Origin of the sequence: Streptococcus sp. OH4692_COT-348, from assembly GCF_003859975.1 — a bacterium.
GTDB lineage: Bacteria > Bacillota > Bacilli > Lactobacillales > Streptococcaceae > Streptococcus.
The window spans coordinates 170,250-183,450 of record NZ_RQZB01000003.1 but is presented as its reverse complement, the minus strand read 5'-3'; the positions used below and the strand labels follow the sequence as shown (position 1 = coordinate 183,450).

16 protein-coding genes are annotated in these 13,201 nt (G+C 40.4%); all 16 read right to left on the bottom strand.

Translation table 11 applies throughout. The annotated features are described in order from the left end of the window. Positions 1 to 13: 13 nt before the first annotated feature. On the bottom strand, positions 14 to 310 hold the full coding sequence (locus EII37_RS02830) for a 50S ribosomal protein L23 (protein WP_001055347.1): 297 nt from the start codon (positions 308 to 310) through the stop codon (positions 14 to 16). After that, on the bottom strand, positions 310 to 933 hold the full coding sequence (gene rplD, locus EII37_RS02825; protein WP_000024539.1) for a 50S ribosomal protein L4: 624 nt from the start codon (positions 931 to 933) through the stop codon (positions 310 to 312). The genes EII37_RS02830 and rplD overlap by 1 nt, the downstream gene beginning before the upstream one ends. A 24-nt stretch (positions 934 to 957) precedes the next feature. Next, positions 958 to 1,584, bottom strand: a complete 627-nt coding sequence (gene rplC / locus EII37_RS02820) for a 50S ribosomal protein L3 (RefSeq protein WP_000160197.1) — start codon at positions 1,582 to 1,584, stop codon at positions 958 to 960. Positions 1,585 to 1,800: 216 nt separating this feature from the next. Next, positions 1,801 to 2,109, bottom strand: a complete 309-nt coding sequence (gene rpsJ, locus EII37_RS02815) for a 30S ribosomal protein S10 (RefSeq protein ID WP_001284513.1) — start codon at positions 2,107 to 2,109, stop codon at positions 1,801 to 1,803. A gap of 230 nt (positions 2,110 to 2,339) precedes the next feature. After that, entirely contained in the window at positions 2,340 to 2,981 is a 642-nt protein-coding gene (locus EII37_RS02810) for a uridine kinase (protein ID WP_124787532.1), read from the bottom strand. Next, positions 2,978 to 3,568 carry an anaerobic ribonucleoside-triphosphate reductase activating protein gene (nrdG, locus tag EII37_RS02805; protein ID WP_124787531.1) on the bottom strand — a complete coding sequence of 197 codons (591 nt, stop codon included), beginning with the start codon at positions 3,566 to 3,568 and terminating at the stop codon, positions 2,978 to 2,980. The genes EII37_RS02810 and nrdG overlap by 4 nt, the downstream gene beginning before the upstream one ends. Further along, positions 3,561 to 4,067: a GNAT family N-acetyltransferase gene (locus EII37_RS02800; protein WP_124787530.1), complete on the bottom strand. Its 507-nt coding sequence runs from the start codon at positions 4,065 to 4,067 to the stop codon at positions 3,561 to 3,563. Before EII37_RS02800 ends, nrdG begins: the two co-directional genes overlap by 8 nt. A gap of 43 nt (positions 4,068 to 4,110) precedes the next feature. Beyond that, positions 4,111 to 4,251: a hypothetical protein gene (locus tag EII37_RS02795; protein WP_000521618.1), complete on the bottom strand. Its 141-nt coding sequence runs from the start codon at positions 4,249 to 4,251 to the stop codon at positions 4,111 to 4,113. Between the two features lie 11 nt (positions 4,252 to 4,262). Then, a complete protein-coding gene (gene nrdD, locus EII37_RS02790) occupies positions 4,263 to 6,470 on the bottom strand; it encodes an anaerobic ribonucleoside-triphosphate reductase (protein WP_185695941.1) in 2,208 nt (735 codons plus the stop codon). Between the two features lie 119 nt (positions 6,471 to 6,589). Further along, positions 6,590 to 8,095 carry a damage-inducible protein CinA gene (locus EII37_RS02785; protein WP_124787528.1) on the bottom strand — a complete coding sequence of 502 codons (1,506 nt, stop codon included), beginning with the start codon at positions 8,093 to 8,095 and terminating at the stop codon, positions 6,590 to 6,592. A 194-nt stretch (positions 8,096 to 8,289) separates the two neighbouring features. Next, positions 8,290 to 9,822 (bottom strand): cardiolipin synthase, encoded by a 1,533-nt coding sequence (cls, locus tag EII37_RS02780; protein WP_124787527.1) that lies wholly within the window; start codon positions 9,820 to 9,822, stop codon positions 8,290 to 8,292. 254 nt (positions 9,823 to 10,076) lie between these two features. After that, positions 10,077 to 10,541, bottom strand: coding sequence for an SP_0198 family lipoprotein (locus EII37_RS02775; protein ID WP_023946810.1), 465 nt, complete (start codon positions 10,539 to 10,541; stop codon positions 10,077 to 10,079). 86 nt (positions 10,542 to 10,627) lie between these two features. Then, positions 10,628 to 11,878: a folylpolyglutamate synthase/dihydrofolate synthase family protein gene (locus tag EII37_RS02770; RefSeq protein ID WP_124787526.1), complete on the bottom strand. Its 1,251-nt coding sequence runs from the start codon at positions 11,876 to 11,878 to the stop codon at positions 10,628 to 10,630. A gap of 305 nt (positions 11,879 to 12,183) precedes the next feature. Then, positions 12,184 to 12,489 carry a DUF1292 domain-containing protein gene (locus EII37_RS02765; protein WP_000017620.1) on the bottom strand — a complete coding sequence of 102 codons (306 nt, stop codon included), beginning with the start codon at positions 12,487 to 12,489 and terminating at the stop codon, positions 12,184 to 12,186. Between the two features lie 15 nt (positions 12,490 to 12,504). Then, entirely contained in the window at positions 12,505 to 12,924 is a 420-nt protein-coding gene (ruvX, locus tag EII37_RS02760) for a Holliday junction resolvase RuvX (RefSeq protein ID WP_033628869.1), read from the bottom strand. Positions 12,925 to 12,927: 3 nt separating this feature from the next. After that, positions 12,928 to 13,194, bottom strand: coding sequence for an IreB family regulatory phosphoprotein (locus tag EII37_RS02755; RefSeq protein ID WP_000507059.1), 267 nt, complete (start codon positions 13,192 to 13,194; stop codon positions 12,928 to 12,930). Between the last annotated feature and the right edge of the window lie 7 nt (positions 13,195 to 13,201).

The window sequence follows — 13,201 nt, the reverse complement described above, 5'->3', positions numbered from 1 at the left end:
TTTCCTCCTTAGATTATTCAGCTTCAGCAGCAAACAACTCGATTGCTTTTGAATCAGCTGTAAGTGTGATGATAGCTTTTTTAGTTTTGTTAGTAAAACCAGTGTAACGTCCAACACGTTTAGCTTTTGGTTTTACGTTGATTGTGTTAACATTGGCAACTTTAACACCTTCGAAAGCAGCTTCAACAGCTTGCTTGATCAAAAGTTTGTGTGCACGAGTGTCAACTTCAAATACATATTTTCCTGCTTCAAGTTGAGCCATTGAGCTTTCAGTGATGACAGGTTTTTTGATAACATCATACAAATTCATTATGCAAGAACCTCCTCGATTTTAGAGATAGCTGCTTGTGTGACAAGAAGTTTGTCGCTATTTGCGATGTCAAGAACACTTGCAGTTGTAGCAGTTGCAACTTTCACGTTTGGAAGGTTACGAGCTGAAAGAGCTGCGAATTCATTTCCTTCTTCAAGGATAACAAGAACTTTAGAATCGATGCTCAATGCTGCAAGAACTTTTGCAAATTCAGCAGTTTTTGGAGCTGTAAATTCAAGAGAATCAACGGCTACAAATTTGTTTTCAGCAACTTTTTCAGAGTAAACTGATTTAAGAGCTAGGCGACGCACTTTTTGTGGAAGTTTGTAGCCGTATGAACGTGGAGTTGGTCCGAAGACAACACCACCACCACGCCATTGTGGTGAGCGGATAGAACCTTGACGAGCACGTCCAGTTCCTTTTTGACGCCATGGTTTGCGTCCACCACCTGATACTGCAGAGCGGTTTTTAACAGCGTGTGTTCCTTGACGAAGGCTTGCGCGTTGGCTGATGATTACATCAAACACAACTGATTCATTTGGTTCGATACCAAATACTGCATCGTTAAGAACAACTTGGCCAGCTTCTTTACCAGTTTGGTCAAATAATGTTACGTTTGCCATTGTGACTGATTTCCCCTTTCTTTATTATTTACCAGCTTTAACTGCTGATTTGATAGTGATAAGAGATTTCTTAGCACCTGGTACGTTACCTTTGATAAGGATAACGTTCTTTTCTGGAACAACTTGTACAACTTCAAGGTTTTGAATTGTTACACGGTCACCACCCATACGTCCTGCAAGGTTTTTACCTTTGAATACGCGGTTAGGTGCAACAGGTCCCATAGAACCTGGACGACGGTGGTAACGAGAACCGTGAGCCATTGGTCCACGTGATTGTCCGTGGCGCTTGATAACACCTTGGAAACCTTTACCTTTAGAAGTACCAGTTACGTCAACAACGTCTCCAGCTGCGAATGTTTCAACTGTAATTTCAGCACCAACTTCCAAGCCTTCAACGTTTTTGAATTCACGAATGAAGCGCTTAGGAGCCGTGTTAGCTTTCGCTACATGTCCTTTAGCAGGTTTGTTGCTCAATACTTCGCGTTTGTCATCGAAACCAACTTGGATAGCGTTGTATCCGTCTGTTTCAACAGTTTTAACTTGAAGAACAACGTTTGGAGTTGCTTCAATAACTGTTACAGGGATCAATTCGCCAGCTTCAGTGAAGATTTGAGTCATTCCCACTTTTTTCCCTAAGATTCCTTTTGTCATGAGAAAATAGTTCCTTTTCTATATTTTTTATTCAAAAAGTTTTTAACGAGCGTTTTTTATGCTCAAGTCTAAGATACAAAGGGCGTCAAACTCAAAGTGAAAATAGGAAACTGACGCAGTGTCTAGCAGACACTAGGAAGTTTATCTTTTTCACACCGAGTTTAGCCCGTGTTCAATTAAATTGAAACACCAGCCTCTGCTCTTTTATATTTTAGATTAAAGTTTGATTTCTACGTTTACACCACTTGGAAGATCCAATTTCATCAAGGCATCAACTGTTTTTTGAGTTGGGTTAACGATATCGATCAAACGTTTGTGTGTACGCATTTCAAATTGTTCGCGAGAGTCTTTGTATTTGTGAGTCGCACGAATGATTGTGTAGAGGCTACGTTCAGTTGGAAGTGGGATTGGACCCGCAACTTGTGCACCTGTACGAGTAGCTGATTCTACGATTTTTGCAGCCGCTGTGTCAAGCGTACGGTGTTCGTAAGCTTTCAAACGGATACGGATTTTTTTGTTTGCCATCTTTTTCTCCTTTTCGTCTATTTAAGATAATAGGCTAGCTCCACAAGAAAACCGACGCGGTGTTGCGTGGCAATGCAACCGAGCGTGTCGCAACCTCTTGCATCAAAGCTAAGGCTGTAATTTACAGCACCATAATAGAATAACACAAAGCCCCTGCGATTGCAAGGGATTTGTTGCTGTTTTTTCGTTTTTTTACAATGAAACTGTTTTCCTACTTTTTCTTTCTAAAATTAGGGATTTTCTTCTATCATAAGCCGACTCCTCTTGACCTCAAATTTACCTTCTGATTGGTCCACTAAGACATCCGCCTTAGACTCAGTTTCTTTATAATATCGCAGATACTGCTCCCGTCTCATCTGATGGCTAGCCAATATAACGAATCCATCACGATTTCTCACCGTCGTATCTCGAGCTAGGCGTCGCTTTAATTCGGTGTCCTCATCCGTGTAGAAACAGATGGTTTTGTCAAAGAGTTCTTTGGGTAAAAAGCCCACAGACATCCCTTCGACAATCAAAATCGGTTTTGCTCCAGACAAGATCTCACTAGCTTTCCAAGGTTCTTCAATTGTTAAGATATCCATACCTGCCTGCAATGCGAGGATATCTCTCTCCAAACTCGCCAGTTCATGCGCCACTGGCAGACAGGCCGTTACCTTTTGATTTGGCGCATCCTTTGGTACTACCAAATAGCGTCCGGAGGTGATATAAGGATCTGTTTCTAGCAAATTTACTGTGGTAGAATCTAAAGATTGGTACAATTCCTGTGCAAAGGTTGATTTACCTGAAGCCCCATGACCGTATATTCCCAGTGTCCTGACTTTGCCCTTTTCTATTTCTGAAACAAGCTGGTCTATTAAGTCTTTTCTCTTCATTCTCTCTTCACCTGTTCATAGCTTTCTTTTCCATCATTGAGTTTATCCCAAATCACTACTTGCCCACTTTTGAGCGATTTTTGTACATCGATAATTCGTTGATTGGACGAACCTCGAAACTGAAGCATGAGATTTCTCTTAGTTCGATCGTATCGTCCATCGACAAGAATGTCAATCAATGATAAGAGTTCCAGTTTATCTGGAGTTTCTAACAACATTTCTTCCCATGTATAGCCCGTCCATGACCAGATGTCTTTATCTGGCAATTCCTTCCGAATCCGCTTAACGAGTGGCAAGAGAATCCCAGTATTGAGAAAGGGCTCCCCTCCCAGCAAGGTCAAGCCTTGAACATAAGGTTGAGCGAGATCTGCCATGATCTGTTCTTCTAATTCTGCTGTATAGGGAATACCAGCATTGAAAGACCAAGTGGCAACATTATAGCAACCCTCGCAGTGAAACATGCAGCCTGATACATAGAGAGAGTTACGCACACCCTCTCCATCCACAAAATTAAAGGCCTTGTAATCAATAATACGCCCTTGACTAAGATCCTCGCTTTTCCATTCTTGTGGTTTTGGATTATTCATTCGCTACCTCTATCCAATAACGCTCGACTCCGTTACGAACATCCTCAAGGAGCCCACCATTTGCTAAAATGACTGCTCTGCTAGCAGGATTATTCACGCTACAGGTCACAAGAGTTCTCTTGATGTTCTTTTCCTTAGCAACTTGCAAGCCCTGACGGAGAGTTTCCTTAGCATAACCCTTGCCTCTTTCTGATGGACGAATGGAGTAGCCAATGTGGCCACCTTCTTCTAGGAGAAAGTTACTGAGGCGCAACCGAAGATTAAGAAATCCAAGTGCTTGACCTTTCTCAGAAAAAGCTACTAACTGAATTGCGGGAACCCATCCTTCAGTCAAATTAATCCCCATTTCCTGATTCTGATTACTTTCCAACCATTCCTCATAAGAAAAATTTTCTGTATCCCAGAAACCACCGTCGTGAGGCGACTGATATTTTTCAAACTCTGCCATCATCTCTAAAACTGTTTCTTTATCTGCTAATCTTGGTCTGCGTAATTCCATCCTTACCTCCCACTAAGAGAAAAGCGAGAGCTGACTCTCACTTTTATTTCTTCTTATTCTTATTTAAAAATTGTTCTCTGAGGTTGAGCAAGCGTTCTTTTTTACCAGCTCCACCTTTAGAGTGTTTCTCGTGATAACGGGTCACTTGTGCACGCCCCTTATCGTCTAATTGATATTTTCCCATTTCACTTCTTCCTAATTTGTTACTTGATGCCCAGCTATTTTAATCGTTGAGCCATTCATGTGTTTGACACGTGCAGCGATTTCCTTGTGACGTCCATTGACCATAGGTCTAGCTTGAGGATTACCTAAATAGCCACAAGTCCGCTTAACAACGTCTACTGTTTTAGGGTCGCTATTTCCACAGTTTGGACAAGCAAATCCTCTCTCAGTTGGTTCAAAATCCCCTTCAAAGTCACACTTGTAGCAACGGTCAATTGGTGTATTGGTGCCTAAATAGCCGACACGGTCATAGGCATAGTCCCAGACAGCTTCCAAGGCCTTTGGATTTTGCTGAAGGACTGGATACTCACAATAGTGGATAAAGCCACCTGACGCACCTGCTTCTGGATAGACTTTCTCAAAGTCCAATTTTTCAAACGGTGTTGGATTTTTACGAACATCGTAATGGAAAGAATTGGTGTAGTATTCCTTATCTGTAATATCAGGAATAGAACCAAACTTCTCTGTATCTAGTCGGCAGAAACGGTCTGTCAAACTTTCAGATGGTGTTGAGTAGATAGAGAAATGGTAGCCATATTGATCTGACCACTCTTCTACACGGCGTTTCATATCGCGAATGATGTCTAGCGTGAATTCCTTAGCATCTGGATTGCTTTCCCAGCTGTTACCAAAGAAAACAGTCGCTACTTCATACAAGCCGATATAGCCCAGTGATACTGTTGCTCTACGATTCTTAAAGAGCTGGTCAACACTTTCTTCTTTACCTAGACGATGACCAAAAGCACCGTATTGATACAGGATAGGAGCATTGGCTGGTGTCGCTTCCTTGGTCCGTTCGACACGGTAAACCAGAGCATCTTCTGCGATATTCATCCGCTCGTTGAAGATTTCCCAGAACTTGGTCATATCACCTTCAGACTCGAGAGCAATACGAGGCAGGTTAACCGTCACAACGCCCAGATTCATGCGACCTGAATTGACCTCGACACCATTTTCATCCTTCCATCCTTGAAGGAAAGAACGGCAACCCATAGGAACCTTGAAGGAGCCTGTCAAGTCAACAACCTTATCATAAGACAAGACGTCTGGATACATCCGCTTGGTTGCACACTCTAGAGCCAACTGCTTGATGTCGTAGTTTAGAGTTCCTTCCTCTAAATTGAGACCTCGTTTCAGAGTAAAGATGAGTTTAGGGAAGATGGCTGTTCGATGTTCTGAACCAAGGCCCTTGATTCGGATGTTCAAGATAGCTTTTTGAATTTCACGCTCAAAACGATTGGTTCCCAGACCAAAACCTAGCGAAGTAAAAGGTGTTTGTCCATTTGAAGTGAAGAGAGTATTGATTTCATACTCAAGAGATTGCATGGCATCGTAGATGTCTTTTTGGGTTTTCTTCCAAGCGTAATCTTCCCGTTTGTCAGGTAAGACCCACTCTTCTGCATCTTTGAGATGTTTTTGGTAATTCTTCTCTGCATAAGGCGCCAAAACTTCATCAATACGGTCAGCTGAACAGCCTCCATACTGGCTAGAAGCAACGTTGGCGATGATTTGGGAAATCTGAGCTGTCGCAGTCTGGATAGACTTAGGACTTTCTACCTCTGCATTTCCAATCTTAAAACCATTTTCCAACATACCCTTGAAATCAATCAAACAGCAGTTGGTCATAGGTGTATAGGGACTGTAGTCCAAATCGTGATAGTGGATATCCCCTTTTTGGTGGGCATTGGCTACGTGCTTAGGAAGCATTTGCAGTCCGATTGATTTCCCAACAATACCCGCTGTCAAATCACGCTGAGTGTTAAAGACATCACTGTCTTTATTAGCATTTTCATTGACAACTGCCTGGTCTTTGTTGAGAAGTTTATGGATGCTAAAGTTGATATCCGTCGCTTTTGAGCGCTCAAAATCCCTCTGCGTCCGATAAGTAATATACTCCTCAGCCAGCGCATATTCTTTGGCTTCAAGGAGTTCATGTTCTACGATATTTTGAATTTCATAAATCTTAACTCCCTGCGGAAAGCGACTATGAATTTCTGTGACAATTCGCTCAGTCAGAGCATTGAGGCGTTTTTCGACTAAGGGTGTCACATCCATAACCTTGTCTGCCGCCTTGTGGAGAGCCTTGTCAATCTTGTCCACATCAAATACAACACGTCTCCCATCTCGTTTCTCGACGAAGAGAGTTGGCAAAATTGTAATTTTTTCTTCTAGTGCAATCATATGCATGCTCTTTTCTAAAATGTTCTTTCTAAAAAGTATTATACCACTCTAAAAAGAAAAATCAATATCTTGTGGTAAAAATCCTAAAAATTTTAAAAATACACAAGATATTGATTTGATTATTTTAATTTATATAGTTTGAATTCGTTCGTATCCGTCTTAACAAGTTCATATTTTTCACTAAGCAAAGTCTCTACATCTGACCACAAAGCCACTTGTTGATTAACCATAATCATCTTCGGTTGATTCTCCTTCAGGTCATTCATAAGTTTGGTTTTATTCTCATCGCTTGCAGTATAGAGAGTTGGGATCAATAAAGAACTTGGTGCTAGACGTTCACTTTCTAGATAAAACTCGGGACGGTTATCCCACGCATATACACGATCTTCAACACTCGTTTCCTTTTTGACGACACTCGCAAGACGGGCTCTTTCTTGATATGCTGATGGATGAAAAACATAACGACTCAAAACTGGTAGAAGCAATAAATAAGCTATTGCAACAAGCGGTAAGTATAAATTACTTTTTAGGAAAGAACTATCGCCATCATTTCTCCGACGACGATTCACTCTATCCTTACCCTTAATTTCTGTTATAAGGAGTAATGTCAAGAATGGAATCAGCAGGACTAAACGTGAACCATACGCTGACTCTTTAGATAAAATCAACATAGATAACACAAGCAGCAAGCCTAAGCTAGCAACAAGTGATAATGAATATTGCTTGGCTGGTTTTAATTGGAATAAGCCCTTAAAGAGGAGAGTGAGAGAACCAACCCCAATAGCAAGCAATCCATAGAAAACTGCATTTTCAACCAAAAGATTATTTGCAAACAGACTCACTGCATTTAAGGGGTAAAAAGTTTGACTAATCGCATCACCAAAACTTCCTTGCAAGACCGTAAAATAACCTAAAGGATAAAAGACAATAGAAAATCCAAGAGCAGCTGCAAAAAATTGATACAATCCATGAACAAATCGATGCTCCGCCACATTAAAACCGATCAATGCCAAGGCAATCGTAGCTACAAATAAAGCTGTAGGCAATGGAGCAAGGAAGAATGCTAGAGCAAAACTCATTCCAAGTCGCAAAAATCCTTTATCACTATCCGGATAAGACAAATACTGCGTCACAATGTGCAAAGAGTAAAATAAAAATGGTAATGCTAGGAAAAGGGCATAACCTCCACCAAAACCAAGTCCTGCAACGAGGAGATAAAATACAAACACAACTTGCTTGGCCTGCTCACTTTGGTCGGTAAGAGTATCTGCTGCTTTAAAAAGGAAAATACCTGCCCCAAACAGAGCCAACCATTCCACAAGAGAAATTAAAACACTCCCTTTCAAAAGATAAGCTACTAAATAATAAAGCAAGCCATTAGTCCCAAAGTAGTCTATATAAATCTGACCAGTTTGATGCAAGGCCCATCCAATATAAAGGTCCTGAGTCTGTTGAGGGCTCATTAAATCAAAAATAAAAGGTAGGACAACAGAAATCACTGTGGCAATCAAGCTTCCAATCAAAATACTAAAAAGCGGAAGCAGAGTTTCCTTTTTTTCTGGTAATGTCCAATCTGGGTAACGAGATTCTTCATAGCTCTCATCTTTTTTTCCATATACATTCATTCGTTTTTCCTCCAAGTTTATCTGTTTTAGTATATCAAAATCTTACCGGAATGTCAGCCCGGGATTGGTATTTACCTTATATCCTATCTAGAATAGCGATTCGTTTGATGCTACAAAAACAATCTAGCCTCCCGAATTGAAAGTCTCCCTTAACCATATAAAAAGATTTAACTCAAGGTCAAATCTTTTTGTTTTTAAAGCATGGGTGCAAATAACTGGACAATTTCTTTGATAAGAGTTTGATACCACTTTGGTTTAATGGTGTAGGAATTGATTTCTCGTGAAACTTGGAGAATTCCTCTAAAATCCTCCGCAATATCTAGAATTGATTGGGTTCGATATAACAACACTGCATTTTCATAGTGATGAACCAGACTACGATAATCAAAATTGATAGTCCCAACGGTTGCTACCTCGCCATCAACGATCATTTGTTTACTGTGAAGGAAACCTGGACTGTATTCGTAAATGCGGACTCCTGCCGAAAGCAGATCTAAGTACGCTCCTCTAGTGACTAATTGGATTACTTTCTTATCTGGAATATAAGGTGTAACAATTCGCACATCTACTCCTCTCAGGGAAGCATTTTTAATACTTTCAGTCAAATCATAGTCAATGATAAGATAAGGGGTCGTAATATAGATATAATCTGTCGCCTGATTGATGAGATTCTGATAAACAGTTTTTCCCACCTGAGCTCGGTAAATGGGTTTAGGTCCGCTACTATATGGTATACAAAACCCTTGACCATCTCTCGGTTGATTCTCAAGGTGATATTGATCGAAATCACTAATTTCCCCACGATTTATATACCAAGTTGCTAAAAAGAGTCTTGTTAAAGCCTTGACCGCTAAACCATCTAAACGGATACCACTATCCTTCCAATATCCAAATCTCTCTACATGATTGATATACTCATCTGCAAGGTTAATACCACCAGTATAAGCAATCTGACCATCAATAATTAAGATTTTACGGTGATCACGATTGTTATAAGCAACTGTCAAACGAGGAATTACCTTGTTAAACTTATGGGCCTCAATCCCTCTTCCCCGAAGCTGAATAGTATAATCACCAGGTAATGTTGCCATACAACCAATGTCATCATAAAGCATTTTCACTTCTACACCTTGGGCGACTTTTTCTTCCAAAATCTCTAAAATACTATTCCACATCAAACCTTCTTCGACAATATAGTACTCTAGAAAGATAAACTTTTCAGCTTTCTTAAGATCCTCCAGCATCTGTTGCCACATACTTTCTCCAGAAGCAAAAAACTTCGTATCTGTTTGATCATATACATCTGCATTTGTATCCATACTGAGGAGTGATTTGATGACTCCGTAAGCAGATTTGTCTTGTTCCTTTAATTCCAAACGCAAAGCTCTACTGTTATCCTCACGATGAACCATGGATTGCAATTGTTCCAGTTGCTTCATTTCTTTCTTGGACAAACGACGTTCTCCAAACATGATATATAGCAATGGTCCAAACACTGGAACAAAGGCTACTAAAAGCCATGTTACCTTACTCTCGGGATTCATAGAACGATTGACAATCGATACAATAGTCGCTAAACTCACTAAAACAACAAGAATAATCCAGATAATAGGCGCCATTCGTCCCAGATAGAGAAATACACCAAAAACAAGACAAAGTTCAAGTAGCATAATCGAAAGACTAAAGCCATACTTGGACATCAATAATTGAAATTTTCTATATTTCATATCCCCTCCTTGATATTTTGATACTCAATGAAAAGCAAAGAGCAAACTAGGAAGCTAGTCGCAGGTTGCTCAAAACACTGTTTTGAGGTTGCAGATGGAAGCTGACGTGGTTTGAAGAGATTTTCGAAGAGTATGAATGCTAAAAACAGGTAATTAATACTAGTATAACGCAGGTATTCGGTAGAAGGCAAGTATTTATAATCATTTTTCTGAGTAAAAGCAAAAGAGACTGACAAAACCAGTCTCCTTCCAGTCTATTTTGATAAAACAATGCGATCAGACGCTTCTCTATCCCTATCGTCAATAATCATCTGATTGCCATTAATTGCATAAATCTTGGCATCATCCCCAATAATCATGCGTTGATTAGCGGCATCGAAGCTAACCTGCTTGATTTCTTGATCTCCGTCAGTTTCTACCTGTGTCCATGTACCAGTTGTTCCAGTTACCACTAAAGTGATACGGTCTCCTTCGTCCTGACCAGTATAAGTTCCATCAATATTGGTTGGTTGAGCCTCAGGCGTATTTTGTGAAGAACTTGTCGCTGCCTGGTTTGAATTTTCTGCCGAAGATGAAGCAGCAGGTTGTGATTGCTGAGTTTGTTGTGTTTGCGATTGAGCTACTGGTTGTTGAACTTGTTGAGCTCTTTGTGAACAAGCTACTAAGAGACTAAGACTTGCTAGAGAAGCAAGAGAAAGTGTGAATCTTTTTAATTTCATGATGAATTTCCTTTCTGCTACCAATTTACAGAAGTTTTTCCTTCTAACTAGTAGTTTTCCTAGTATAACAAGTTCAAAAAAGGAGGTCAATTTATCTGCTCATGGGCCAGCAAGTAGGCCCGTACTTCTGAGATAAAATAGAGAGACCCTGTAACGAACAACAAATCCTGGGCATCTGCTCTTGTTTCAAAATCGCTAATAAATTCTCGGTAAGAAGGAACTATATTGTAACCTGTTACATCTGTTTCATCCAAAGAACCTTGATAGTCAAAGCCGGTCACCTTGAGTTCCACCTGAGGTAATTTTTCAGTCAGATAAGCCAACATCCCTTGATAATCCTTCCGTTTCAAGGCTCCAAATAGGATTTGAGGACGATAACCTTCCTGCTCTTTTTCTTTGATAAATTCAACCAAGCGGGTCAAGGCAGGGAGGTTATGAGCACCGTCCAAATAAATCTGAGGACGAATACGCTCTAAACGACCAGCCCAATAGGTCTTCTCCAAAGCCTGTCTTACAGCCTGCTCATTAACAACTTCCTTTTCTTCCCTCATAAAGAGAAGAAAAGTTTGCAACGCCAAGGCCGCATTCTCCTGCTGATAAGCTCCTTCTAAACCTATTTTCAGCTGCAAAATATTTAGTAAAGAACTTGAAAAATCACCATTCAACATTGAAAAATCCTGACCTGTCTGATAAAGGTCAACAGCTAAAGATTCGGCTTTTTCCTGACAAACAAGCCTAGCTTCTGAAGACAACTTCGCAATCACTGCCTTCTTACCAGCCTTAAAAATACCAGCTTTCTGCTCTGCGATTGCTTCTAGACTATCGCCCAGAGTCTCCTGATGGTCAAGTCCGATGGAAGTGATGACAGCAATCTCTCCGGTTACCACATTGGTCGTGTCAAGTAAGCCACCAATTCCCACTTCCAGTAGAACCAAATCAACCTCTTGCTCTCTAAAATAAAGAAAAGCAATCAAGGTCAGCAATTCAAAAAAGGACAACTGATCATGGGTTTGCAGAAGCGTTTTCTCCATCTCCTTGACCTGCTCAGCCAAACGAATAAAGTCTATGTCTGCTATAGGTTGCCCGTTAATGCAGATTCGATCATTGATAGAGACGATATGAGGGGAGGTAAAGGACGCAACTTTTTTGCCATGCCCCATAAATAACTCCCTCATAAAAGCAATGGTAGATCCTTTCCCATTAGTCCCAGTGACGTGGATAATAGGGTAAAACTTTTCGGGATTTCCTAACAAATCCACCGCTTGTTGCATTCGCCCCAAACCTGATCGAAAATTCAAACCAATCCGACTGTGAAGCCATTCTTCTACTTCAAACATATATATCTCCTTGACAAAAGTCCAATCAATTACCACATCAAAGCATGATGACTAATAAAAACAAGGCCAGGATTTTCGTCCCGACCTCTAACCTGGTTAGCTAATAACTAGCTACTATGAATATTAACTTGAGCTAAAAACATCCACTTGATGTTCCAACTCTTCCAATTTCTAGGAGTTTTAGTGATACAGTCTCCCAGACTTACTTACGGTCTTTATTTTTAGCGTAAGGGTAAAAACGTCCCCGGACTTACCAGCTCTTTTTTATTTCAAAGAGCTGGGCTAAAAACATCCACTGGATGTTTTTACTCCTCCATAAAGCTGTTGAAGACTTCTTCAATCATGTTCCATTCGTCTTCTGAGTCTTCTGGGATTGGTTGCAATTCGCCTTCTGTTCCATCTTCGTTTTCGATGAATGAGTAAGCTTGGATTTCAACTTGTCCGTCTTCGTCTTCTTCTGCGTTAACTGGTACTAGAAGAACATAGTTTTTACCAAATTCTTCTTTTCCGTCAATCGTCAAAAGGATTTCAAACAAGGTTTCATTTCCTTGCTCATCTACTAGTGTAATTAATTCACGTTCTTCGTGGTCGTGGTTATGATCGTGTGACATAGCCTCTCCTTTGTATTAAAATTTTCTATCTAAATAATTTTGTAAAATCAGCTGAGCTGCTAACTTATCAATGACTTTCTTACGCTTGTTACGGCTGATATCTGCTTGTTCAATCAACATGCGCTCTGCGGCAACTGTTGTCAAGCGTTCATCTTGATAGTCTACTGGTAAATCAAAAAGCTCTTCTAACTTTGCTCCGTAAGCTTGACTAGCTTCCACGCGCGGTCCGCTTGTATTGTTCATGTTTTTAGGCAAGCCCACTACAAATCGTTCCACCTTGTATGTATCAACCAACTCTTTAACGCGATCAAAACCAAATTGGCCTTGTTCCTCATTGATTTGGATGATTTCAAGCCCTTGAGCTGTAAAACCGAGCGGATCGCTAATGGCCACCCCTACCGTTTTTGAACCGACGTCCAATCCCATAATTCTCATAGATTATAGATCGACTCCTTGTCCTTTTAGGTAGTAGCGAACCAATTCCTCAACGATTTCATCACGCTCATACTTACGGATTTGATTTCGTGCATTATTATAACGAGGAACGTAGGCAGGGTCTCCACTCAATACGTAACCTACGATTTGGTTAATTGGGTTGTAGCCCTTATCGTTCAACGAAGCATAGACATCAGTCAAAGTTTCGCTAATTTCTTTTTTATTGGAATCGTCCAATTTAAAACGTACTGTTTCTTCAGTAAATCCCATTCTAACA

Coding starts and splice junctions, on each gene's coding strand:
- EII37_RS02800 (WP_124787530.1), bottom strand. CDS start 4,067: ATGGAATTACGCAGACCAAGATTAGCAGATAAAGAAACAGTTTTAGAG.
- EII37_RS02795 (WP_000521618.1), bottom strand. CDS start 4,251: ATGGGAAAATATCAATTAGACGATAAGGGGCGTGCACAAGTGACCCGT.
- EII37_RS02775 (WP_023946810.1), bottom strand. CDS start 10,541: ATGAAATTAAAAAGATTCACACTTTCTCTTGCTTCTCTAGCAAGTCTT.
- nrdD (WP_185695941.1), bottom strand. CDS start 6,470: ATGATTGCACTAGAAGAAAAAATTACAATTTTGCCAACTCTCTTCGTC.
- nrdG (WP_124787531.1), bottom strand. CDS start 3,568: ATGAATAATCCAAAACCACAAGAATGGAAAAGCGAGGATCTTAGTCAA.
- EII37_RS02765 (WP_000017620.1), bottom strand. CDS start 12,489: ATGTCACACGATCATAACCACGACCACGAAGAACGTGAATTAATTACA.
- rpsJ (WP_001284513.1), bottom strand. CDS start 2,109: ATGGCAAACAAAAAAATCCGTATCCGTTTGAAAGCTTACGAACACCGT.
- EII37_RS02755 (WP_000507059.1), bottom strand. CDS start 13,194: ATGGGATTTACTGAAGAAACAGTACGTTTTAAATTGGACGATTCCAAT.
- EII37_RS02770 (WP_124787526.1), bottom strand. CDS start 11,878: ATGTTTGAAGTAGAAGAATGGCTTCACAGTCGGATTGGTTTGAATTTT.
- rplC (WP_000160197.1), bottom strand. CDS start 1,584: ATGACAAAAGGAATCTTAGGGAAAAAAGTGGGAATGACTCAAATCTTC.
- ruvX (WP_033628869.1), bottom strand. CDS start 12,924: ATGAGAATTATGGGATTGGACGTCGGTTCAAAAACGGTAGGGGTGGCC.
- EII37_RS02785 (WP_124787528.1), bottom strand. CDS start 8,095: ATGAATGTATATGGAAAAAAAGATGAGAGCTATGAAGAATCTCGTTAC.
- EII37_RS02810 (WP_124787532.1), bottom strand. CDS start 2,981: ATGAAGAGAAAAGACTTAATAGACCAGCTTGTTTCAGAAATAGAAAAG.
- rplD (WP_000024539.1), bottom strand. CDS start 933: ATGGCAAACGTAACATTATTTGACCAAACTGGTAAAGAAGCTGGCCAA.
- cls (WP_124787527.1), bottom strand. CDS start 9,822: ATGAAATATAGAAAATTTCAATTATTGATGTCCAAGTATGGCTTTAGT.
- EII37_RS02830 (WP_001055347.1), bottom strand. CDS start 310: ATGAATTTGTATGATGTTATCAAAAAACCTGTCATCACTGAAAGCTCA.